The 22,875-nt window shown below is 56.6% G+C and carries 23 protein-coding genes and 2 pseudogenes; 9 read left to right on the top strand and 16 right to left on the bottom strand.

Annotation, left to right across the window (positions count from 1 at the left end):
- Positions 1-47: 47 nt before the first annotated feature.
- The 5 genes from EGK14_RS18785 to EGK14_RS18765 form a co-directional block, all read right to left on the bottom strand.
- A complete protein-coding gene (locus EGK14_RS18785; RefSeq protein WP_125290613.1) occupies positions 48-1,181 on the bottom strand; it encodes a glycosyltransferase family 4 protein in 1,134 nt (377 codons plus the stop codon).
- Positions 1,174-2,253 carry a putative lipopolysaccharide heptosyltransferase III gene (rfaQ, locus tag EGK14_RS18780; protein ID WP_125290669.1) on the bottom strand — a complete coding sequence of 360 codons (1,080 nt, stop codon included), beginning with the start codon at positions 2,251-2,253 and terminating at the stop codon, positions 1,174-1,176. Before rfaQ ends, EGK14_RS18785 begins: the two co-directional genes overlap by 8 nt.
- Positions 2,254-2,323: 70 nt before the next feature.
- Complete coding sequence (locus EGK14_RS18775) at positions 2,324-3,325, bottom strand: glycosyltransferase (protein ID WP_125290612.1); 1,002 nt, start codon at positions 3,323-3,325, stop codon at positions 2,324-2,326.
- Between the two features lie 2 nt (positions 3,326-3,327).
- Complete coding sequence (locus EGK14_RS18770; protein WP_125290611.1) at positions 3,328-4,428, bottom strand: glycosyltransferase family 9 protein; 1,101 nt, start codon at positions 4,426-4,428, stop codon at positions 3,328-3,330.
- A 213-nt stretch (positions 4,429-4,641) separates the two neighbouring features.
- A complete protein-coding gene (locus EGK14_RS18765) occupies positions 4,642-5,727 on the bottom strand; it encodes a glycosyltransferase (protein ID WP_125290668.1) in 1,086 nt (361 codons plus the stop codon).
- A 317-nt stretch (positions 5,728-6,044) separates the two neighbouring features.
- On the opposite strand from EGK14_RS18765, the gene EGK14_RS18760 reads away from it, so the two are divergent.
- Complete coding sequence (locus EGK14_RS18760) at positions 6,045-7,007, top strand: deacetylase (RefSeq protein WP_125290610.1); 963 nt, start codon at positions 6,045-6,047, stop codon at positions 7,005-7,007.
- Positions 7,008-7,022: 15 nt separating this feature from the next.
- Here the strand turns inward: EGK14_RS18760 and EGK14_RS18755 are convergent, their stop codons facing one another.
- The 8 genes and pseudogenes from EGK14_RS18755 to envC all read right to left on the bottom strand — a co-directional run bounded on the left by EGK14_RS18755 (position 7,023) and on the right by envC (position 15,480).
- Entirely contained in the window at positions 7,023-7,940 is a 918-nt protein-coding gene (locus EGK14_RS18755; RefSeq protein WP_125290609.1) for a glycosyltransferase family 2 protein, read from the bottom strand.
- A complete protein-coding gene (gene rfaC, locus EGK14_RS18750) occupies positions 7,937-8,926 on the bottom strand; it encodes a lipopolysaccharide heptosyltransferase RfaC (RefSeq protein ID WP_125290608.1) in 990 nt (329 codons plus the stop codon). Before rfaC ends, EGK14_RS18755 begins: the two co-directional genes overlap by 4 nt.
- The gene (gene rfaF, locus EGK14_RS18745; RefSeq protein ID WP_125290607.1) at positions 8,914-9,975 is read right to left on the bottom strand and encodes an ADP-heptose--LPS heptosyltransferase RfaF; all 1,062 of its coding nucleotides are present in this window, start codon (positions 9,973-9,975) and stop codon (positions 8,914-8,916) included. Before rfaF ends, rfaC begins: the two co-directional genes overlap by 13 nt.
- Before the next feature lie 16 nt (positions 9,976-9,991).
- Positions 9,992-10,924 (bottom strand): ADP-glyceromanno-heptose 6-epimerase, encoded by a 933-nt coding sequence (gene rfaD / locus EGK14_RS18740; RefSeq protein WP_125290606.1) that lies wholly within the window; start codon positions 10,922-10,924, stop codon positions 9,992-9,994.
- A gap of 133 nt (positions 10,925-11,057) precedes the next feature.
- Positions 11,058-11,965, bottom strand: a pseudogene (locus EGK14_RS18735) (hypothetical protein).
- Positions 11,958-13,193 (bottom strand): glycosyltransferase, encoded by a 1,236-nt coding sequence (locus EGK14_RS18730; protein ID WP_125290667.1) that lies wholly within the window; start codon positions 13,191-13,193, stop codon positions 11,958-11,960. Before EGK14_RS18730 ends, EGK14_RS18735 begins: the two are co-directional and overlap by 8 nt.
- A gap of 46 nt (positions 13,194-13,239) precedes the next feature.
- Positions 13,240-14,127 (bottom strand): divergent polysaccharide deacetylase family protein, encoded by an 888-nt coding sequence (locus EGK14_RS18725; RefSeq protein WP_125290666.1) that lies wholly within the window; start codon positions 14,125-14,127, stop codon positions 13,240-13,242.
- A gap of 48 nt (positions 14,128-14,175) precedes the next feature.
- On the bottom strand, positions 14,176-15,480 hold the full coding sequence (gene envC / locus EGK14_RS18720; protein ID WP_125290605.1) for a murein hydrolase activator EnvC: 1,305 nt from the start codon (positions 15,478-15,480) through the stop codon (positions 14,176-14,178).
- Between the two features lie 313 nt (positions 15,481-15,793).
- On the opposite strand from envC, the gene EGK14_RS18715 reads away from it, so the two are divergent.
- From EGK14_RS18715 to cysE, 5 genes are read left to right on the top strand one after another with little or no spacing between them, the layout of a single operon-like run.
- Positions 15,794-16,225: a rhodanese-like domain-containing protein gene (locus EGK14_RS18715; protein WP_125290604.1), complete on the top strand. Its 432-nt coding sequence runs from the start codon at positions 15,794-15,796 to the stop codon at positions 16,223-16,225.
- A gap of 17 nt (positions 16,226-16,242) precedes the next feature.
- Complete coding sequence (grxC, locus tag EGK14_RS18710; protein WP_125290603.1) at positions 16,243-16,494, top strand: glutaredoxin 3; 252 nt, start codon at positions 16,243-16,245, stop codon at positions 16,492-16,494.
- Positions 16,495-16,542: 48 nt separating this feature from the next.
- Positions 16,543-17,010: a protein-export chaperone SecB gene (secB, locus tag EGK14_RS18705; protein ID WP_125290602.1), complete on the top strand. Its 468-nt coding sequence runs from the start codon at positions 16,543-16,545 to the stop codon at positions 17,008-17,010.
- Positions 17,010-18,020, top strand: a complete 1,011-nt coding sequence (gpsA, locus tag EGK14_RS18700) for an NAD(P)H-dependent glycerol-3-phosphate dehydrogenase (protein WP_125290601.1) — start codon at positions 17,010-17,012, stop codon at positions 18,018-18,020. Before secB ends, gpsA begins: the two co-directional genes overlap by 1 nt.
- 47 nt (positions 18,021-18,067) lie before the next feature.
- On the top strand, positions 18,068-18,889 hold the full coding sequence (gene cysE, locus EGK14_RS18695; RefSeq protein WP_125290600.1) for a serine O-acetyltransferase: 822 nt from the start codon (positions 18,068-18,070) through the stop codon (positions 18,887-18,889).
- Here cysE and trmL read toward each other — a convergent pair.
- The 3 genes from trmL to cpxR are packed head-to-tail and all read right to left on the bottom strand — an operon-like array spanning position 18,886 to position 21,472.
- Entirely contained in the window at positions 18,886-19,359 is a 474-nt protein-coding gene (gene trmL / locus EGK14_RS18690) for a tRNA (uridine(34)/cytosine(34)/5-carboxymethylaminomethyluridine(34)-2'-O)-methyltransferase TrmL (protein WP_125290599.1), read from the bottom strand. The two genes, cysE and trmL, sit on opposite strands and share 4 nt — an antisense overlap.
- 41 nt (positions 19,360-19,400) lie before the next feature.
- Complete coding sequence (gene cpxA, locus EGK14_RS18685) at positions 19,401-20,777, bottom strand: envelope stress sensor histidine kinase CpxA (protein ID WP_125290598.1); 1,377 nt, start codon at positions 20,775-20,777, stop codon at positions 19,401-19,403.
- Positions 20,774-21,472, bottom strand: coding sequence for an envelope stress response regulator transcription factor CpxR (cpxR, locus tag EGK14_RS18680; RefSeq protein WP_125290597.1), 699 nt, complete (start codon positions 21,470-21,472; stop codon positions 20,774-20,776). The genes cpxA and cpxR overlap by 4 nt, the downstream gene beginning before the upstream one ends.
- Positions 21,473-21,624: 152 nt before the next feature.
- Between cpxR and cpxP the strand changes: the two genes are divergently transcribed.
- The 3 genes and pseudogenes from cpxP to EGK14_RS21920 form a co-directional block, all read left to right on the top strand.
- Complete coding sequence (cpxP, locus tag EGK14_RS18675; RefSeq protein WP_125290596.1) at positions 21,625-22,134, top strand: cell-envelope stress modulator CpxP; 510 nt, start codon at positions 21,625-21,627, stop codon at positions 22,132-22,134.
- A gap of 278 nt (positions 22,135-22,412) precedes the next feature.
- The gene (locus EGK14_RS18670) at positions 22,413-22,571 is read left to right on the top strand and encodes a type II toxin-antitoxin system HicA family toxin (RefSeq protein ID WP_233598537.1); all 159 of its coding nucleotides are present in this window, start codon (positions 22,413-22,415) and stop codon (positions 22,569-22,571) included.
- Positions 22,572-22,626: 55 nt separating this feature from the next.
- Positions 22,627-22,749 (top strand): annotated as a pseudogene (locus EGK14_RS21920) (type II toxin-antitoxin system HicB family antitoxin); the annotation flags it as partial.
- Positions 22,750-22,875 lie beyond the last annotated feature (126 nt).

Below are 22,875 nucleotides of genomic sequence, written 5' to 3'. Positions count from 1 at the left end.
CATTACCGCATGTTAGCAGATAAGTCGCGCATGCTCACACCTTCTTCTCAGGCCTGCCGCAACACTTGTTGATATAGCGCATGAAGCTGCCCTGCCAGGCGCTGCGGCGAGCAGGGGAGAACGCGCTCCCGGGCCGCATCGCCCATGCGCGCATCAACGCTTCTGAGCGGGATGGCCTGCGCGGCGGCGCTCAGTGCCGCAATATCCAGCGCGTCGCAAACGTAGCCCTGTTCGCCGTTAACGATAAACTCAGCGCCACCGCAGGTGTCGCTGGTGATTACCGGCAGACCACAGGCCATCGCCTCCAGGATCACGTTAGGGAAAGGATCGTAAAGCGTGGGCAGTATCAGCGCGTCGGCCGCATGGTAATAAGGGATCACGTTGTGCTGCACGCCGACAAAGTGGATACGTTTTTCGCAGCCCAGCGCGCGGGCGTGGCTAAGATAACGGGCCTGCTGTTTATCCTGACCTACCACCAGCAGGTGCGCTTCGGTAGCGGCCAGGGCACTGATGGAGGCCCTTAATCCTTTGCGTTCAAAACCGGAACCAACGTAAATAAACACTTTGGCTTCGGCAGGCAGACGCAACGACGCGCGAGACTGCTGGCGCTCGGTCGGCGTGGCAGGCTGAAAGCGCTGCGCGTCAATCGCGTTATAGATCACCGCGAACTTCTCTTCCGGCACCTGAAAACAGCGCATGATGTCGTTTTTTACCATCAGCGAGTTACAGATAATTTTTTTCAGCGCAGGTGAACGGAACATCTCTTCTTCCGCCGCCATTACATAGCGATGATAAGGGCTTAAATCGGCCAGCAGCTTTTGCACGGGCGAAACGATGCGCGCCCTTTGCGCCAGCCAGACGCGATGCACGCCGTCGCCGGCGCGAAAAATATCACAGCCCGCAATACGCTCGTGGCTTTGTACGATATCAAACTTTTCTCGCTGCCAGCATTCACGCGCCGACAGCGCAAAGCCGCGCTCACGCGAGATGCGTCCCCATTTTTTCGGGTTACAGATATGCAGGTGCCATTCCGGTTTCGGCTCGCCCTGCCAGCTGCGGGTGATGATGTTCAGATCCAGACTGTTATCGTCCAGCGCCTCCAGCGCCCGCGAAATAAACCTCTCCGCGCCGCCGTCCGGGCGGTATTTTTGCCGCACTATAGCCAGTCGTACTTTACTCATCCAGATAGTTCCTTGCGGCTTTGACCACCTCATCAAGCGGGATGGCAGAAAGATAACGAGTCTCGGTTCTGGTATTAATGCTGTCTGGCGAAGGGAGAGGCGCATAGTCGCCGGCCCAGATCACCCGATTGTTATCGCCCCAGGGACGCCACTGCTTAAGCTTGGTCGGGCCAAACAGCGCGATGCACGGCGTATCCAGCGCGGCGGCCATATGCATCGGCGCGGAGTCGACGCCGATAAACAGGCGGGCATGATCGATCAGCGAAGCCAGCTGCGGCAGCGACAGCTTTCCGGCCAGCGAAATCGCTTTGCCGGGACACAGGGAGAGAATATGGTCGATCATCGCCAGCTCTTTTTTATCCGGCGCGGCGGTCAGCACGATATCGATTTGCTCAGAGGCCAGCGCGGCGATCAGCCCGGCCATTTTGTCATCTTCCCAGCATTTAAAAATCCAGCGCGAGGTCGGCTGGATAACGATATAGGGACGCGTAATCTTGCTTTGCGCCAGCACGGTTTGCGTATGTGACCAGTCGCTTTCGCTGTAGTGCATTGCTGCCGGGAAACCGGAAAAGGGAATATTCAGCGGCTGTAGCGCGGCGAGGTTCTGCTCAACGGTATGCAGCTGGCTGTGGTTGCTGGTAGACACGAGGTGGGTGTGCGCCCGTTGCCAGAAGGCGTTGCGACGCTTGTGGTAAGCGAACCCAATCCGAACCGGCGCGCCGGAAAGGGCGGTGATAATCGCGCTGCGCCACTGATCGGCCAGGTTGATGACCAGATCGTAGCCTTCCTGGCGGATCGCCTTAAGCAGTGCGGCTTCATGGCGCAAATGCGCCAGCGTTCCCTCATTTTTCCATTTGCGATCGATAAAGCGCAGCTGACGAATGTGCGGATGCGCCTGCAGCATCGGCTGCGTCTCTTTATAGAGCAGCACGTCGACAGCGGCCTGCGGATAACGCTGGCGCAGCGCCTCAATAACCGGCGTGGTAAGCAGCATATCACCATGGTGACGCAGCTTGATCAGCAAAATCTTGCGCGGCGCAAAGGAGGCGGGAATCGACGAAGAAGTGGCCATACTCATGGGATCTCGAAATAAAGTGGACCGATTGTAAGGGAAAGCTCGTGCAGGAAAAAGGCGCCGCGCATTACGAACGACGCCAGCGGTAAATCCGGCTCAGCCAGAGCAACAGCTGATACCACTGTTTAACGCCGCGCGCGTTGCGCAGCATTCGTCCCGGCGTTTTGCTGGCGAGCAGATCCGCTATCATCGCCTGGCGCGCTTCGGCATCAGGTTCACGCCGTAAAGCGTGGCAAACGGTCAGCGCCTCTTTGGTTACCTGACGATAAATTGCCGAACCAATCTTAACTTTATCGCGATAGCGCAGGTTGATTTCATCCAGCATCCGGGCGATTTTCAGATAATGACGCTGATACTCGACGTTAGCCATACCGCTGCGCTTGCGGTTGCTGATCGACTGGTCATGCACGTAGTATCGATACAAAATCTTATCGGTGTAGCGTACGCGGCGGGCGTTCAGCATAAGTTCGGTCGTCCACGGGATATCCTGATGGTGCAGGCCGGGTTCAAACTGTAGGTGCAGCTGGTCGATTAGCGAGCGGCGATAGATGCCCAGCCACACGACGTGCAGATAGCGGTTGGACGCCAGCGCCTTGTTCAGCCACTCTGCGCCGCTCAGCACCGGCGTAGCCTGTAAACGGTCGACAGGAATAAGCGGTTTTGCCCGGCCCGATCCCCAAAAAACGCGCTCGGCGTTACACTGCGCCACGTCCAGATCGTCCTGTTCCGCCATGGCGGTCAGCGTGCTGTACATCTCTGGTGAAAGCGTATCGTCGGCGTCGGGGAAAGTGACATATTTGCCGCGCGCTATCGCCAGCCCGGCGTTGCGGGCGCGGGAAACGCCGCCGTTAGCCTGGTCGATCACGGTAATATGGTCATATTCACCGGCGTAGCGGTGCGCCAGCTGCGCCGAAGCATCCGTCGAGCCGTCATTGACGATAATGATTTCCAGCGACGCCAGCGTTTGCGCCAGCATAGAGTCGATAAAAGCCTGAAAGCTGGCTCCGGCGTTGTACATCGGGACGATCGCGCTCAGCAAAGGCGCTGAGGAGGTATCTTGCGGTTTCATGCTCAGGATGACGTCTTCTTTTCTTGTAATGGCCGCTTGCGCGCGCAGATAAAATCATAAATATCGTCGAGCTTGCGATTATCCAGCTCGTAAAGCTGCTCGACGGGATGATTAAACTTATACAGGGCGTAAAAAACAAACGACGACGGCGCGATATGATTCGGTCCGATTAACAGCACGTCGCCCAGCGGACGCTGCTCTTCAACGCAGCAAGGCCCGTAGATCAGGATCACGGGCACATTTTGCGAGTCGGCGATGTAGATATTGCCCGAATCCGAGGCGATGTAAAAATCCATCTGGCTGATGGCGTAGGGCAGGCCTTCCAGCGAGACTTTACCGATCATGTTAACGATGTTATCGCTTTCACCCACCACTCTATTGAGCTCGTGCAGGCGAGTAAGTTCATTTGGCGCGCCAAAAACATAAAACAGGCAGGGCAGCCCGCTCAGCCTGTCGAACAGCGCTTTCCAGATCGTCGGCGGAATGGTTTTTGCCTGGTTGCCGGCCGAAATACTGATGCCGATTTTGATTTTGTCGGTGCGGAACACTTCTTGCGGCGTAGTGTCGGGCTTCAGCAGCGGCAGCGTGGCGTGCTTGGGATAGCTCTCTTTGGTCAGCGAACGATCGGCCAGCTTAAGGTAGTTTTCCAAAGTTAACGAATACTTGTCATGTTCCACAGTGCCGGTCGCGGTCAGATAAAAGATCCCCTGATACCATTTGCGGCGGTACATCGACAGAAACTGCTTGTTGCTCGCGTTACAGCAGGCGGCATAAAACAGATTGGTATTATTAGGATGCAGCAGGTAGACGTTTTCATAGCGATTCATCAGCTTCAGCGCCAGCTTCAGCTTGCTGTACGTGCTGCTTTTATGATCTTCAATATAAAAAATGTCCGCCAGCGTGCTGTCGTGCTCCGCCAGCGGCGCAACGGTACGGCTCAGCAGCGCGTCGCTCTTTTCAAGATGTGCCAGCAGGGGGGTGATATTGACAAAATCGCCGATTTTCGCCGTCTGGATCACCAGATTACGGGCCTCTTTTTTATGGCTGAGTTTCATCAACAGTTTGAAAGGCAGCAAAAGTAAAAACAGCAGCACATAATTCACGCTCTGTTCTCCCTGAGCGAAGAGTGTCGGTATTCAGCTGACACAGATGGTATTTGTAACGTTTTCACCGTGCTCTGATAGCCGTTTTCGGTTATGAGCGTATTCATACTGAAACCTTAAAAGATAAAAATGCGCGTCCGGCCAGGCCAGGGAGCACGCCAGAATAATGTCTGACCCTTTCAGACATCTCCGATCCGCAAACGTTGCGTGGGCCTAAGAAGCGATCAGCGCAAGATACTGTTTGCAGACTGCTTCGATGCTGTAAGCCTCTAAATCAAGCTGTGAAACATCGGGCGGGTCTGACCAGACGTCCGCGATAGTTTCCGCCAGCGAATCCACATCCAGATTCGCCAGGCCGCGAGCCAGTTCGCCGGTCATAATCGACACGGGGCCGCCGGGACAGCGGGTGCTGACTACCGGAACCTGGCAAATCAGCGCTTCTACCAGCACGTTGCCGAAGCCTTCGCTGTCCGAGCTGACCACCAGCAGCTTCGCGTTACGGATCCAGGGATAGGGGTTGCTGGTAAAACCTTTAAAAATTACCCGATCCTGAATACCCAGCGTTAGCGCCAGTTTCTTCATTTTTCCTACTGCTTCATCCGTACCCTGGCCAATTAAGACCAGCGGCGCGCTTATCCCCGTTTTGGCATAGGCGCGCAGCAGCCTGTCGTGCCGCTTGGTCTGGTGAAATCGGCCGACGTGGATCAGGTAGGGTTCGCCCGCCATCTCGCAGGGCTGCATAGCCGCAGTACGAACGGTATCAAAGTCGAAAGGATTGAAAATGATCCGCTCGTGCTTCGGCTGTATCGCAAAGGAGCGTTTCAAATCGCTGACCACGTACTGAGAGACGCCAATGATATTCCGGTTTTGATATACGCGGCGCGTTTTCAGTTTCTTCTGCCACAGGGAAAAACCCTGCCGGTGGGCCAGATAAGAGGCGGAAAAGACGCCGTGCAGGCAAAACCAGGTCTTGTCCTTGTCGAGATGGCGGCAGCGGCTGACGATACGGTCGGTTTTGTGCAGATGCGATACCACCAGGTCGAAACGGCCCTGCTCTTTTTCGGCCTGCATTATCGCCCGATCCAGGCAGGCCGCACGACGACTCAGCTCCGTAAGCTTTCGCCAGGGCATATGGCAGGTATCCTGAACGATCTGATAATCCAGCCCGGCAGGGATGGCGTAATCGCAGACGGCACGCAGCGAAAACAGCGAAACCCGATGACCGCGCTCTATCAACCCTTTGGAAAGCGTCAGCACAACTTTCTCCGCGCCCCCGCCGGGCAGACCATCAATGATCATTAATACGCGCTTGGACAATTTTGTACCCTTAGCAGAGAAAATCATGCGGTGCTGACCGCTTCCAGGCCACTAACCGCACGAAAAAAAGCATTTTTTTATCTAGTCGGGCAAGTCCCTTGCCGTAGCCCGGTAAAGCTGTCCTGCCGATCCTGTCAGGCTGAGCCAGTTTTATCTGTTTATCTTAGAAAAATAAAAAAGATAGCGCCATAGCCAATCGCTTTCGCGCCGTTGCGCTGCAATTACTGTTGCGTCCCGTCATGCCGCTGTTACCATACCGGCAGAGTTAACACGAGGTTAGCGCGGAGCGCCGCATCGACATGAAAAAACCTGCTTTCTTAATCACCATCGATACGGAAGGTGATAATCTCTGGCGTAATCGTTCTGGTCAGGTGACTACCGAAAATGCCGCCTGGCTTGCCCGCTTTCAGCAGCTTTGTGAGAAATATACCTTTAAACCGACCTGGTTGACGAACTATGAAATGGCCGTCGATCCGGTTTATATCGATTTTGCCCGCGATGTTATCGCTCGCGGTCAGGGCGAAGTAGGCATGCATCTGCACGCCTGGAACAGCCCGCCAGCCTATGAATTAACCGACAACGACTGGCAGCATCAGCCCTATCTGATTGAATACCCGCGTGAAGAGATACGCAAAAAAGTCGCTTTTATGACTGAGCTGCTGGAAGAGACGTTTAACGTCAAAATGCTCAGCCATCGTGCGGGACGCTGGGCGTTCAACGAGTATTACGCTCAGCTGCTGGTCGAACACGGCTACCGGGTTGACTGCTCGGTGACGCCGGGCGTTAACTGGCGGTTTTCCCCGGGCGCGCCGCAGGGCAACGGCGGCACGGACTATACGCACTTTCCCCGCTCGGCTTACCATCCCGATAGCGCAGATATTTCTCGTCCCGGCAATTCACCGCTGCTGGAAGTGCCGATGACCATCCGTTATAAGCACTCCGGGCTGATGAATGCGGTTAAACAGGGCTACGATCGCCTGCGCGGCAAGCGCCGCAGCCCTTCCGTTTACTGGCTGCGCCCGACTGGCGGCAACGCGCAGCAGATGATCGACCTGGCGGAAAAAACGCTGGCGGAAGGCGCTGACTACGTAGAGTTTATGCTGCACTCCAGCGAGTTTATGCCCGATGGCAGCCCGACCTTTAAAACGGCGGCCGATATTGACCGGCTCTATGACGATCTGGCGCAGCTGTTCAGCTGGCTGCAAAGCCGCACTCATGGCATGACGCTGGCGGAGTATGCCGCCGCGAAAGCCGGCACCTGAACAGAAACGGGGCCGTTAAAGGCCCCGTTTTCTCACCGTCAGCATTTTCCTTTTATAACTCGTCCTGATTTTGCCGTTCAGCAAAAAACGCCCCAGGCCGACCTGCGCGATCCGTGCTCTCACTTTGTCGCCCTGCGAGGTCCCTCGCAGATCGGCATGGTAGCGGTTGGCGATATCCAGCCAGTGGCAGGTGATCAAATGCTCATAGCGCGGCGGTAAAACCTCGTCCATATGCGCCGTTGCGGCGATCAGACAGGCAATTTTGTCGGCATCAATAGCGGACGACAGGCTCTGCTCATGCTTACGGTAGAGATAAAAACCGGCGGAGGTAAACAGCGTTTTTTTGCTCTGCATCAGCAGCTGCGGAAACAGCCAGCTATCTTCGTAGCAGATAAAGTCCGGAAAGGCGTGCTGCTGAATAAGCTCGCGTGAGAAAAACTGGCCGATAAAATGCGCCTGATAATCACGATGGATCAGAAAGCGCTCTACGGCATCATGCGTGGTCAGCTCCTCAGGCTCGGCAGGCTGCCACTGCACCGTGGGCGAGGCGTGCCGCACTTCGATAATTTTACTGAGCAGAATATCCGGCGAGGTCTGGCGCAGCGTCGCCAGCCGGTGCGCCAGCGCGTCGGGCAGCAGCATATCGTCGCCGTCCACCATCAAGACATAATCGCCGTGCGCCAGGCCTAACGCGTGGTTGCGCACTTTGCCAACGTTGCGATAGTCGGTATGGCTGCTGCGAAGCTGCGGCAGCCGCGCCGCGTAGTGCTCAATAATACTCTGCGTCGCATCCGTGGAAGCGTCGTTAACTACGACGATCTCTGCCCGATCGATCGCCGTGCCCAGCGAAGCGACGACGCTTTCCAGTGTATCGGCCAGCGTCTCGCCGCAGTTATGGGCGGCAATCAGCACGCTCAGCGCAGGGCTGTTCATGACTTTTCTTCCGGCGAGGAAGCCAGCAGCGGCATCAGCTGCGCCATCACGTTTTCGGCAGAGATATCCGCCATGCGATTGCCCTGCGCCGGTTTCAGTACAAACTGGTTTTTGCCATAGCCGCCGATCAGGCCTGGATCGGTGGGGCCGTACAGCGTGATATTAGGGCGATCCAGCGCCGCCGTTAAATGGCTAAGCCCCGTATCTACCGACACTACCGCGGCGGCGCCCGCTAACGCGCGCGCTACCTGCTCCAGCGTAAGTTTGGGCAGTACTTCCACATAGTCGAAGCCAGCCGCCAGCCGCTGCGCGCGCTGGTGCTCATGTTCCGCGCCCCACGGCAATTTGATCCGCAGGCCGCTGCCGTTCAGCAGCGTAATCAGCTCACGCCACTGCGCTTCCGGCCAGTGCTTTTCATCGCGCGTGGTGGCGTGCAGGAAGACCAGATAGCGGCCGTCATCCGGCGAAGGCGCCAGCATAAAATGTTGCGCGATAGCGTAATCGCCAGGCGTCTCCGGCAGCGGATAATTCAGGCTTTTGGCGAACAGCTCACGCGTACGCTGTACGGCATGCTGCTGCTTATTGATTTCATGGCGTTGGTCATACCACCAGCTGGCGAAAGGTTCGCGCGCGCTGCGGCTGTCCTGACCGTGCTTGACGCCTTTAGCGATGCGCGTCACCAGCGCGGCGCTTTTGATCAGGCCCTGCGCGTCAATCACCATGTCATACTGGCGCGACTGCACTTCGCGTTTGAACAGAAAGCGTTCTTCGCGCACTTCGCTGCCGAACCAGTGCTTGCGCCAGCGGCGGATTGCCACGGGGATAACCCGATCAACCGCCGGATGCCAGGAGGGGATTTGTGCGAAACCTTCCTCTACGACCCAGTCGAAACGAATGCCGGGGATAGCCCGCATGGCGTCGGTAAGGGCGGGCAGCGTGTGCAGGACATCACCCATTGAGGACGTTTTCACAATCAGGACGTGCATACAGCCTCCAGAGGCCGACCCAGCAGCGCCGACAGCTCTTCCGCCACGCGCTGCGGCTTAATATCTATCAGGCTCTGGTGATAGCCCTCTTCCGCATCGCCTTTACGGACTTTGTGATAGCCGGTGATCAGCCGGATAACGCGCCCTTTATGCGACAGCGGCGGCGTAAAGTCCGGGCTGCTTGGGCCGTAAAGCGCAACGAGCGGGCGATCCAGCGCGGCGGCGATATGCATCAGGCCGGAGTCGTTGCTGACCACGGCCTGGCAGTGCGCCAGCAGAATGACCGCCTGCTCCAGTTTGGTTTCGCCAGCCAGATTATGGCAGTGCTGGCGCGAGCTTTCTTCCAGGCTTTGCAGGATTTGCTCGCCGGTCTCTTTATCTTTAGCCGAGCCAAACAGCGCGATCTGATAGCCGCTGTCGATCAGCTGCTGCGCCAGCGCGGCATAGTGATAGTGCGGCCAGCGCTTGGCCGGCCCGAATTCCGCGCCGGGACAGAAGCCGATAAGCGGCCGTTCCGCGCTCAGCCTGAAGGCGGCGGCGGTTTCCTGCTTTTCCTGCTCGTTGACGAGCAGCTTCGGCCAGAGCAGCGGCTGCGGCAGATCGCTGGCGCTCGCGATCTGCGCTTTGTCGTAAGCCAGCGCGACGTAGCGCTCAACCATCAACGGAAACGCGGCTTTATCCAGCACGCGGATATCGTTCAGCAGGCCGTAGCGCATCTCGCCGCGCCAGCCTGTACGGGTCTGGATATCGGCAAAGAAAGGCACCAGCGCGGATTTAAAGGAGTTGGGCAGGACGTAAGCGCGATCGTAACCCTTATCGCGCAGCGAGCGGCCCAGACGGCGGCGCTCGCCCAGCGCCAGCGCGCCGTGGCCCAGCGGCATCGCCAGCGCCTCGTTGACTTCCGGCATCCGCGACAGCAGCGGACGGCACCACGCGGGGGCCATCACGTCAATTGTGGCTTCAGGCCAGCGCTGTTTCAGCGTGCGATAAAGGCTTTGCGACATCATCATATCGCCGACCCAGGATGGCCCGATCACCAAAATTTTCATTGCCGGATCCGTCCCGTTACGCGTTGCGATTCAGCCAGGCCATATACTCGGCCACGCCTTCTGCCACGGTTTTAAACGGCTTATCGTAGCCCGCCGCGCGCAGTTTGGTCAGGTCCGCCAGCGTATAGGCCTGGTAACGTCCTTTCAGTTTTTCCGGGAAAGGAATGTATTCGATCTGGCCTTTCTGATGGAAATTCAGCGCGGCGTCGGCCACTTCCTGGAAAGATTCGGCACGGCCGGTTCCGCAGTTAAAAATGCCGGAAACGCCGTTTTCCCAGAACCACAGATTGACGGCGGCGACGTCTTCCACATAGATAAAGTCGCGCTTAAAGTTATCGCTGCCTTCAAACAGTTTTGGATTTTCGCCGTTGTTCAGCTGGGTGTTCAGATGGAAAGCCACGCTCGCCATGCTGCCTTTATGCCCTTCGCGCGGGCCATACACGTTGAAGTAGCGGAAGCCGCAAATCTGCGACTGCGCTTCCGGCAGGATCTCACGTACATAGTGGTCAAACAGCATTTTGGAATAGCCGTAGACGTTCAGCGGCTGCTCATACTGACGCTCTTCGATAAAGTTATCGTTGCGGCCGCCGTAAGTCGCGGCGGAAGAGGCGTACAGGAAAGGGATCTGACGCTCAAGACAGTAGTGCAGCAGCTCTTTGGAGTACTGATAGTTGTTATCCATCATGTATTTGCCGTCCCACTCGGTGGTGGAAGAGCAGGCGCCTTCGTGGAAAACCGCCTCGACGTCGCCAAAGTCTTCATCGGCCAGAATGGCGATCAGGAAATCTTCTTTATCCATATAATCGGCAATATTCAGATCCGCCAGGTTGGCGAATTTGGTGCCGTCTTTCAGGTTGTCGACCACCAGAATATCGGTGTGGCCTTTGTCATTCAGCGCTTTGATGATGTTACTACCGATAAATCCCGCGCCGCCAGTGACGATAATCATGAGTTTTAACCTTTAAGAATGTGGGTGAAACACAAAGTTCACGCGCTAATGCCTGATATCATAACATCTCAGCCCGCCTCAAACAGCCGGATGACTCCGTAAGAGAAGGTAAATTCCGGCCGCAGGCGGCAAACTACTTCAGCTTTTCCGCGTCGGTCAGATAGCGTACTTTGCGGGTATAATCCTGGCCCTTGAACGTCAGCGGCGTATCAGGGGATTGCAAATATTTTTGCCATTCGTCCAGCGGAAACCCGCCATGCGCACCGATCACTTCTTTGGGAATGGCGGCGGTAGTGCCACCGATTTTTTTGGAAACAGGCCAGTTCATCCAGTCGCCCAGGTTGACCGTTTTCAGATCCAGCATGTCCAGCAAGGCAGCCAGCGGCAGCTGATCGGTCGGTGGCTGGGAATCGTCCATCAGCTCCCATGTGTCCTGAAACAGCGTCAGCCACAGCGGGCAAATGCGTTTCCATGTCTGACGGGTAGCGGCTAAAAAGGCGCCATTAACGTGATCGACGATAAAAGGACGTACGCTGTTGCGGTAATAAGCGGGGCGATGCCGTTCCGGCGTATTCATCAGCTTGGCGATCATTTTCCCCTGGCGGAAACTGGCGTAAATATGCCCGTCCAGCATATTGATTTCCGGCATTTTCAGTAAGTTGAGATCGGAATCGATCATCAAAATGCCGTCCGTTTTGGCATATAAAGGCGCTTGTATTTTGATCAGGCGACTGCGGTAAATCTGCTTATAACGATAGCTCTCTTCCCGCACGGGCACAGCCAACGTCACCACGCGCGTTTTTTCCGGCAGCTGGCCGAAAGCTTCCACAGGCTGGTCGCTGACGATAACGATTTCCTGTGCCGCAGGCGCGAAGCGCGAGGCAAACAGCGCGCTTAGCCGGGCCTCCTCAACAAAATCCGCGCCCGTACAAGGTATGACAACAGAGGTCACCGGGACAGGCCCTGAACTTCTGGCTGTTGATACGAAATATTATGTCGTGCGCGAATATGCCGAAATCGGGGATTCAAAAATTCAAACATGCGATGAGTTTCCATAAGCCGCAGTTTTCAAAATGGTTTCCACGCCAGTGACGTAGTGCTCAATGGCATAGTGTTCTTTAACGTGCCGGTTAGCCTGAAGCAAAAGCTGCTGACGCTTTTCTGCATTAAGCCACAGCGTTTCCATCTGTTTGAACAGGCCCTGCGTGTCGCCATAATCAAACAGCAGGCCGGTTTTGTTATGCTCGATGAGCTCCGCCGTGCCGGTGACTTTTGAACCGATTACGGCAGTGTTGAGCAGCATCGCTTCCAGCACCACGCGCGGCAGGCCTTCGCTTTTCGATGCCAGGATAAAAACGTCGAAAGCAGCGAGATAGTCCAGCGGGTTGCTGCGAAAACCGGTAAAAATGACGCGATCCTGAATACCGGCCTGCGCCGCCTGCTGCTGCAATGCCGCCAGCTCCGGCCCTTCGCCCAATATCACCATGCGCCAGTCGGCTTTGGGAAACGCCGCGGCAAACTTCGCCAGCGCCTGTAAGGTATGGTGACTGGATTTTCTGGCGATCAGCGAGCCGATACTGCCGAAAACGAAGGTATCGTCGGTAACGTCCAGCAGCTGTTGGCGCATGGCGGCCCGTTCCGGTAACGGTTGATAAATATCGATGGCGTTAAAAACGGTAAAGCATCTTTCCGCCGCTACGCCGTTGGCCAGCAACACCTCGCGTACGCCGTTGGAGACGGCGATAACCGCATCGGCGCGCTGGTTGACCATGGTAACCAGCGCGCGATCCAGCACCGGCTCAATACGGCAGTGCTGCACCACGCTGACGGGCAGATCGCGGGCAGCCAGATAGCCCTCGGCGTTGGAGCCGGGCTGATTATTCATATACAACATCTCGCTCTGTTGCTGAATAAGCAGCTGGCGAATAGCGCGGGCGTTGGGCCGAATGCGCCATAGTTTATCGACAAAGCGCGTGGCTTTCAGCCGCAGGCCGCGATGGAAAAACACCAGTGAACGCAGCAGCTCTTTAAGCAGCTTCGCCCAGCGCGGCTGTTTGCGCTGGGCGATAAAGGTGACGGGGATAGCCAGCGAAGCCAGCACCTGCTCAATGGAATCCCCGCTGCCGCGCCGGTAGTTATGATAAAAGCAGCAGCGGATATCAAACTGGCTGCGGTCGATACGCTTCAGCAGCTCCAGCATACTGTTGGTGCCGCCGCCCCATTCATTGCCGGTATCCAGTAACAGAATTTTTTTACGCTGTGGCGCCATCATGCCGCTTCCAGACTCGTTTAGCCGACGTGATGCGGCATGAAGGTTAATCGTTGTCCAGTTCCAGCTTCAGGCCGGAAAAGTAAGTATTGATATAGCGGACGCCCGCGCTGTCGGCGAGACTTTCCGTTATAGCGTTCAGCGCGCGGCCGGCCGGCACGAATTCAGGCCTGCCCTGACAAGTTTTCACGCCCTTGAACGGGTTGCGCGGCGGCGTCGGTTTCGCCACGGTCGGCGGCGCCTGACGACCTGCATTTTGCGGCTCGTTCAGCAGCTGACCCGGACTGACCAGCGTAATATCGGCTGGCAGCGTCGGCAGCATCTGTTGCAGTACTTTCACCGTAGTCGGATGTGGGTGTCCAATAGCAATCGCGGAGCCGTCGCGCTGGGCCAGATGCACCGCGCGCAAAAACTGTTTGCGAATATCGGCCTCGTTTTGCGTATCGTCCAGAAAGACGCGGCGCTTAATCACTTTAACACGGGTGCCTGCTGCGGCACGGGTCGACTGACTGTTGCCGATAGTCATGCTGTCGAGAAAATAGAAGTTGTAGTGGTTCAGCACCTGCATCACTTTCTGCATGCCCGGCAGGCTGGAGGTCATCGCGCTGCCCATATGGTTGTTCAGCCCCACGGCGTAGGGAACTTTAGCCACGGCCTCCCGGATAATCCGCTCTACCTCTTCGCCGGACATGTCCGGGCGCAGGGTGTTTTTTTCCAGCGGCTGTTTGCTGAGCGGCGCCATCGGCAGATGGATCAGCACCTCATGTCCCCGCTGGTGGGCTTTCGTTGCCATTTCATGCGCATGAGTAGCATCCGGCAATACCGCCACGGAAATGGCCGTCGGCATTTGTAATACCTGGTTTTCCTGCGCCGGACGATAGCCAAAATCGTCAATGACGATAGCGAGTTTACCCGCATGCGCCGAACAGGCCATCAGCAGACCCGTCAGCGCGCCGCTGAATTTATAAAGATAAGACAAAAGTTATTTTCCCAACCACGGAAGTGGATTAACGGCCTGTCCCTGGCGACGGATCTCAAAATAGAGCGAAGGCGTGCCGCGCCCGCCGCTGGTGCCAACCAGCGCAATCGGCTGGCCTGCTTTGACCTGAGCGCCCACGCTGACCAGCGCGCTCTGATTGTAGCCGTACAGGCTCATATCGCCTTTGCCATGCTCCACCACCACCACCAGACCATAGCCCTGTAGCCAGTCCGCCATCAGCACGCGACCGTCGGCAACGGCTTTGACTTCCCGGCCTTCCGGCGCGTCGATCACCAGCCCTTTCCAGCGCAGTTCGCCCTGCAGCTGCTCGCCGAAACGGTGCTCAAGAGTGCCGCGCACCGGCCACAGCAACTGGCCGCCCGGTCTGCCCAGGCCACCGGTTCTCGCCATCAGCGAGCGCTCGCCCTCGGTAGGTTTATAGGTGGTGCCTTTGCTTTTTGCCTGCGCCTCGCGTTCGCGCACGCGCTGCGCTTCTTTGGCCTCTTTTTCGGCTCTGGCGCGGGCTTCCCGCTCCGCTTTGGCGATCTTATCGCGCAGGCGACTTTCGTTCGCCCGCATCTCTTCCAGCTGCGCCTGATCTTTCTCCAGCGAGGATTCCAGCGTGGTCAGCGTCTTCTGACGCGCCGCACGAGCGCTTTCCAGCTTCTGCTGCTGGACTTCCTGCTGCGACAGCATCGCTTTTTGCTTCGCCTGCTTATCTATCAGCGAGGCTTTCTGGGAAGAGAGATCGCTGCGCGTTTTTTTCAACTCGTCGATCGATTGCTGGCGTGCATCGTTCAGGTAGCCGAAATAGGCCAGGATACGTTCGCTACGCTGGCTCTCTTCGCTGCTCAGCAGCAGCTGTAAACCGTTGTGCTGGCCCTGGCGAAAGGCGGCGTCCAGCTGCTCGGCCAGCATTTTTTCCTGCTTTGCCTGCTGGGTTTGCAGTTTGCCGATCGAGGCGGTAAGCGCCGCGATTTCGTCATTGAGCGCGCCAAGCGAACGCTGGGTTTCGCGCAGCTGTCGGCTGGCCTGGGCGATAGTTTTTTCCTGGCTTTGCAGCTGATCGAGCAGCTTGCTGCGCTGCAGTTTTTGCTGCTGAACGCTTTTTTCTTTGGCGGCGATATCCGCGCGCAGGCTGGAGAGCGCGGATTTAGTGTCGTCTGCGTGGCCGATAGCGGGCAGCAGAAGCAGGCCAGCGCAAAACAGGCTGGCTGACAGCGTGAACATGCCCGATCGTAACGGGGGTGCAGAGGCCAATCCGTTAGCTGGGGTTCGTTGATATGAAACTGTCGCTTTTTCCCTCATAGGAGGAGGATTATTCCACGATGAACAGCGCCTTACCAGCCTCAGCGGCGGGTTTTGCGTTTCCATCGGTGACAAAGCGAGGCGGCTGACCGGAAAGCGCAGACGCAAAGAGGGACGCTGCGCAATTAATCGCCAGTCAGGATTGCTGCGTTAACGTTCGGATCGAACGTTTATGACCTGAGCCCATTTTTTTGGGAAATTTGCCGCAGAAAAAGCAACTCTGACGGCATCGCGTCTGTACATGAAACGCCTGGCAGGTATACTCAGAAGCCTTGTTTTCGCTTATTAACCCTTTCGGGAGTTGTTACCCCTCATGCAAGATATTATGCAGTTCGCAGGCAATCATACCCTTCTTAGTCTGGCATGGGTCGTCCTGCTGGTTTTGGTGATCGTGACCACAGTTAAGGGCATGTTCTCCAAGGTAAAAACCATCAGCCGCAGCGAAGCGACGCGTCTGATTAATAAAGAAGAAGCCGTGGTAGTGGACGTGCGCGGGCGCGATGACTTCCGTAAAGGCCATATTTCTAACGCGATCAACGTGCTGGCTGCCGATATCAAAAAGGGCAGCTTTGGCGAACTGGAAAAACACAAAACGAAGCCGGTTATCGTGGTGTGCGCTAACGGCGTTTCCGCAGCCGACCCTGCTGCGCAGCTGAACGCCGCCGGTTACGAACAGGTTTTCATTCTGAAAGACGGCGTGGCTGGCTGGAGCGGTGAAAACCTTCCGCTGGTGCGTGGCAAATAATTTCTGGAGACGAAGGTATGGCAAACGTTGAGATCTACACCAAAGCAACCTGTCCTTTCTGTCATCGCGCCAAAGCGCTGCTGGCTCAGAAAGGCGTAGCGTTCCAGGAAATCGCTATCGACGGCGACGCTGAGAAACGCGAAGAGATGATCAAACGCAGCGGCCGTACCACTGTTCCGCAGATTTTCATCGATGCACAGCATATTGGCGGCTGTGACGACCTCTATGCCCTCGAGGGCCGCCAGGGCCTCGACCCGCTGCTGCAGTAACGCGGGCAAGTGGCGCAATAACGGATTATTAACCCATAGGATTTTAATATGTCAGAACAAAATAACACCGAGATGTCTTTCCAGATCCAGCGTATCTATACTAAAGACGTCTCTTTTGAAGCACCAAATGCGCCGCAGGTTTTCCAGAAAGAGTGGGAACCAGAAGTGAAACTGGATCTGGATACGGCATCCACTCTGCTGGCTGATGACGTGTATGAAGTGGTTCTGCGCGTAACCGTAACCGCCACCGTGGGCGAAGATACGGCTTTCCTGTGTGAAGTGCAGCAGGCGGGCATTTTCTCCGTGGCCGGCATTGATGGCAACCAGATGGCGCATTGCCTGGGCGCATACTGTCCGAACATCCTGTTCCCTTATGCGCGCGAATGCATTACCAGCCTGGTTTCCCGTGGGACCTTCCCGCAGCTTAACCTGGCGCCGGTTAACTTTGACGCGCTGTTTATGAACTATCTGCAGCAGCAGTCAGGTGAAGGCGCCGCTCCGCAACAGGATGCATAATGCCTGCCTCAATGAGTGTACTCGGTGCCGGCTCGTACGGCACCGCCCTGGCTATCACGCTGGCCCGTAACGGACACGACGTGGTGATGTGGGGCCATAACCCACAGCATCTGGCGCAGCTCCAGGCTGACCGCTGCAATGCGGCCTTTCTGCCCGATGTTCCTTTTCCCGACTCGCTGAGCCTTGAGAGCGACCTGGCTACGGCTATTGCCGCCAGCCGCGATCTGCTGGTGGTTGTTCCCAGCCATGTGTTCGGCGATCTGTTACAACAAATCAAACCGCACCTGCGCAGCGATTCCCGCATTGTCTGGGCCACCAAAGGGCTGGAAAAAGAGACCGGGCGGCTGTTGCAGGACGTGGCGCGCGAAATCCTGGGCGACAGTCTGCCGCTGGCGATTGTGTCCGGCCCGACTTTTGCCAAAGAGCTGGCGGCGGGAATGCCGACGGCGATCGCGCTGGCCGCGACGGATGCGGAATTTGCCGACGATTTACAGCAGCTGCTCCACTGCGGCAAAAGCTTTCGCGTTTATAACAACCCTGATTTTACCGGCGTGCAGCTTGGCGGCGCGGTAAAAAACGTTATCGCCATCGGTGCGGGTATTTCTGACGGTATCGGCTTTGGCGCCAACGCCAGAACGGCACTGATTACCCGGGGCCTGGCGGAAATGTCCCGGCTGGGCGTAGCGCTGGGGGCCGATCCCGCCACCTTTATGGGCATGGCGGGACTGGGCGATCTGGTGCTGACCTGCACCGATAATCAATCGCGCAATCGCCGCTTCGGCATGATGCTGGGGCAGGGAATGGACGTGATGGCGGCGCAAAATACTATCGGGCAGGTAGTGGAAGGATTCCGAAATACCAAAGAGGTGAGGGCGCTGGCCGCACGCTGCGGCGTGGAGATGCCGATAACCGAGCAAATTTATCAGGTATTGTATTGCGAAAAAAACGCGCGGGAGGCAGCATTAAGCCTGCTTGGGCGTACACGGAAAGATGAAAACAGCATCAGCTGAGACAGGGAAGCGCCGCAGTATTCTGTTATTTGATGGGGAGTAGAGTAATGCCGTGTGTAGAGCCCGGGATGGTCTGGGATTATATCAAAGAGGAAGCGCGGGCGCTGGCGGAAGGCGAGCCGATGCTGGCCAGTTTTTACCACGCTACCTTGTTAAAACACGATGATTTGGGGAGCGCGCTGAGCTATATGCTGGCTAACAAGCTGGCTAATCCAATCATGCCCGCTATTGCCATCCGCGAGATTGTCCAGGAAGCCTATAAGCAGGACGCCTCTATGATCCAGTCGGCCGCCTGCGACATCCAGGCCGTACGTCAGCGCGATCCCGCCATCGACAAATACTCTACGCCCCTGCTCTACCTGAAAGGGTTTCATGCTCTACAGGCTTACCGTATCGGCCACTGGCTGTGGAATGAAGGCCGCCGCGCGTTGGCCATCTATCTGCAGAACGAAATCTCTGTCTCTTTTGCCGTGGATATTCATCCGGCCGCGAAGATCGGACGCGGCATCATGCTCGACCACGCTACAGGCATTGTCGTGGGCGAAACCGCCGTGATTGAAGATGATGTTTCTATCCTGCAATCGGTGACGCTGGGCGGGACGGGCAAGACCAGCGGCGACCGTCACCCTAAAATCCGCGAAGGCGTGATGATTGGCGCGGGCGCGAAAGTGCTGGGCAACATTGAAGTAGGACGCGGTGCCAAAATCGGCGCCGGTTCCGTCGTGCTACAACCTGTGCCGCCGCATACCACGGCGGCCGGCGTACCGGCGCGCATTGTTGGCAAACCCAGCAGCGACAAGCCGTCAATGGAGATGGATCAGCACTTCAACGGTATGGTGCCGGGCTTTGAGTTCGGCGACGGTATTTAGCTTTTAATCAGCGCGCCCGCATAGTCCAGCTGGCGCCACGCTTCATAAACCACTACGGAAACCGCATTCGACAGGTTCATGCTGCGGCTGTCCGGCTGCATTGGAATACGAATTTTCTGCGCCGCAGGCAGCGCGTCCAAAATCTCTTTGGGCAGGCCGCGCGTTTCCGGGCCGAAAAGCAAATAATCCCCTTTCTGATAGCTTACGGCGCTGTGCGCGGGCGTGCCTTTGGTGGTCAACGCAAACAGGCGCTGCGGCTGTTCGGCTGCCAGAAAAGCCGCATAGTCGGCGTGACGCTGGATGGCGGTGAATTCATGGTAATCCAGACCAGCCCGGCGCAGGCGCTTATCATCCCAGGTAAAACCCAGCGGCTCGATCAGATGCAGGCGAAAGCCTGTATTGGCGCACAGGCGAATAATATTGCCCGTGTTTGGGGGGATTTCAGGTTCAAAAAGTACGATATTCAGCATCAGCGGCGGCCCTCGTTCACAAGGGCCGCAGCATAGCAAATTCAGCTGTTGCTGGTATAGAGCGGCAGCCAGAGCGTCAGTCGCAGACCGCCAAGGGGGCTGTCATCCGCTTTCACCCAGCCGCGATGCTGCTGAATGGCGGTTTCCACAATCGCCAGCCCCAGGCCGGTGCCGCCGGATTCACGGTCGCGTGCCTCGTCGGTACGGTAAAACGGTCGGAAAATCTGCTCGCGATCTTCCGCACTGACGCCCGGGCCATCATCATCCACATGGATGGTAATGCCCTGTTTATCCACGGAAAAGCTGACTACGATACGGCTATGGGAATAGCGCAGCGCGTTACGAACGATATTTTCCAGCGCGCTGTCCAGCGCGCTCGGGTTGCCGTAAAGCGGCCACGGCCCTGGCGGATAGGGAACCTCCAGCGTTTTGCCCATCTGCTCCGCTTCAAACCGGGCGTCGTCCAACACGCCTGACCAGAGATGATTGGCCTTCATCGCTTCGCTGACCAGCGCGTTCTTGTGCTGGGTGCGCGACAGCACCAGCAGATCGTTGATCATGCCGTCCAGCCTTTGCGCCTCCATCTCAATGCGCTGTAGCTCTTTACCTTCGCCCTGGCGACGACGCATCAGCGCGGTAGCCAGCTGTAATCGCGTCAACGGCGTGCGCAGCTCGTGCGAGATATCAGACAACAGGCGCTGCTGTGCGGTCATCATCCGCTCCAGCGCGCTCACCATTTGGTTAAAGCTGGAACCGGCGGCAAGAAACTCCTGCGGGCCTGATTCCAGCTCAGGGCGCTGCCGCAGGTTACCGGCGGCCACGTCATCGGCCGCGTGTTTCAGTTTGCGCGCCGGTTTCGCCAGGCTCCACGCCAGCCAGAGCAGCAGCGGCGAGCTGATCAGCATGGTAACGATCAGCAGCAGCAGCGGGCGGTCAAACAGCAGGTTGATAAAATCCAGCTGCGAACTGCCGGCAGGCCTGATCAGGTAGAGCTGATAGCTGTCTTCGCCATCGCGCACGGAAAACGGCCCGAGCATCTCTGTCCGGCCATATTTCTTTTTCTGCGGGTGGTCGGCATTATCGGACTGGCCGATAAAGTTACGGATAACCTGCATTTCGTTATGCTGCGCGCCGATCACGCGGCCTTCACTCGTCACCAGTAGCAGGCGCTGACCCGGCGGTGCCCACTTGTCGATGGCGCGAAACAGCCTGCGCCACCACATTAAATCGTTGGGCGGATCCTGCATCAGCTCCGCCTCGACGTGTTGTTCTATCATGGTGCCCTGCCGCTGCTCATTATCAAGCAGCGGCGTCATCTGACGGGTATCAAGTTTGGGCACCATCAGCACCAGCATCAGCACCAGCGCCAGGGTCAGCCAAAAAATGGCAAAGATGCGGGTAGTCAGGCTCGATATCATGTAGCGGAGACCATCAGGTAGCCCCGACCGCGCAGCGTTTTAAACCAGGGATGCCCATCCTTGCGATCCGGTAGTTTGCGGCGCAGGTTGGAAATATGCATATCAATGGCGCGATCAAACGGCGTTAAGCGTTTGCCTAACACTTCCTGGCTCAGGTGTTCGCGAGAGACGACCTGGCCCAGATGCTGCGCGAGCAGATAGAGCAGCGTAAACTCGGTACCGGTTAAATCCAGCGTGACGTCGTCAAAGCTGGCTTCCTGACGCCCCGGATTCAGGCGCAGATGGTCAACCTCCAGCGTTGGGGAACCGCTGTCGTGCTGCTGTTGCTGTTCACTCCAGTTGGAGCGGCGTAAAATCGCGCGTATACGGGCCACCAGTTCGCGATCGTTGAAGGGCTTAGGCAGATAGTCATCCGCACCCAGTTCCAGCCCCAGAACGCGATCCAGCTCGCTACCGCGCGCGGTCAACATGATAACCGGCGTTTGATGCTGCTGACGCAGCTCTTTCAGGGTATCAATACCGTTCTTTTTGGGCATCATAACGTCGAGAAGTAACAGATCGACAGAACTATCCAACAGAGCCAGCGCCTGCTCACCGTCGCCGGCTACCAGTACGTCGAACCCTTCCATTTCAAGCAATTCTTTCAACAGCGAAGTCAATTCGCGATCGTCGTCAACCAACAGTATTTTATTCATTTTTTATTGCCCTCCACAGGCAAAATACCGTGAACGAATGCCCGCAATCCATGACTTTACGTAGTTTTACACCCCCTGACGCATGTTTGCAGCTGCCCCCGTAGACTGATTTTCGTTGAATCGAAATATGGAAACCAACCTGGGAGTTAACGATGCGCAAAGTTACCGCCGTCGTTGTGGTTCCGGCGCTGATACTTAGCTTCTCCGCCGCATGGGCTACAGATGTGACGACGTTTGACGAGATGCATCGGGGTAGCGCAGTGCCAGGCAGTATGGCGCAAGTTCCGCAAAACCACATGTTTGATGGCATCGATCTTACCGAACAGCAGCGCCAGCAGTTACGGGATCTGATGCAGCAGGCGCGTCATGAGCGTTCTCCCATAAGTATTAACGATTTAGAACAGCTGCACGCAATGATTATTGCAGATAAATTTGATGAGGCGGCCTATAAAGCCCGCGTCGACAAAATTGCTCAGGCTGAAGCGGCACGGCAGGTAGAGATGGCGCGAGTGCGCTACCAGATGTATCACCTGTTGACGCCGGCGCAGCAAGCCGTTCTGAATCATAAACATCAGCAGCGCATAAACGAAATGCGCCGCCTGACGGAAGCGCAGCACGTTACACCGCTGCAGGCTGTAAGTAGCACAGGCAGTAACCAGTAGCAGAATATCCCTTTTTTCCTTGCCATAGACACCATCCCTGTCTTCCCCCACATGATGTGGGGGTTTTTTTTATCAGGCTTTTCACCCCTCCGCCTCTGATGATTGCTCAAAAAACCTTTCATTACAGGCTGTTGTCTTCCGAACGTGAGAAAGGGTAACCCTAATAACTTCATCTCGTTGCGTATCAGGGTTGTTATTGTTTTATGACGACACTACAGGGCGCAGGGATGGATAGCAGGAAGCTCAGTGCAGAAACCAGGGATGATGGCTGAGTCCTGGTGTGGGTAAACGGTAGCCATCACCATTTTACTCATCCAACCAAACCGGGGCTGGTGACGAGACCTCATCCTAAAAAAGATTTACCGGTCATCACGGTAAAAGTGTCAGGAAACAGACGGGCATCTGACCGGATCTCCTGCTTACCCGGAGAGGCTTAAAAATATGTTTTATCCAATTGCGACCGGGACGGGTGACGATCGGCACGCGTACGGCGTGACGGTGCCTGAGTCTCTTATTGACCGGAGCGATCGTTGCGTTGTTAAGCGCCCGGAGTTTAAAAGCCGTTCGGGCTTTCTGACTCAGGCAGCGTTAGAGCCTGTTACCGCATCACAATAGACGCTGTTAAACAGCGTTCGGAAGCATTTTAATGAAGCCAGGGCGCGGATGCTTTTTAATATAAATACTTTTATCAATGCCTTAATGGTGACTGATAAGTGCCACCCTGCCTTTCCCCTCATGATG

Source organism: Erwinia sp. 198, assembly GCF_003937915.1.
GTDB classification, from domain to species: Bacteria; Pseudomonadota; Gammaproteobacteria; order Enterobacterales; family Enterobacteriaceae; genus Erwinia; species Erwinia aeris.
The sequence above is the reverse complement of the archived record's forward strand: the minus strand, read 5'-3'. Positions and strand labels throughout refer to the sequence as shown.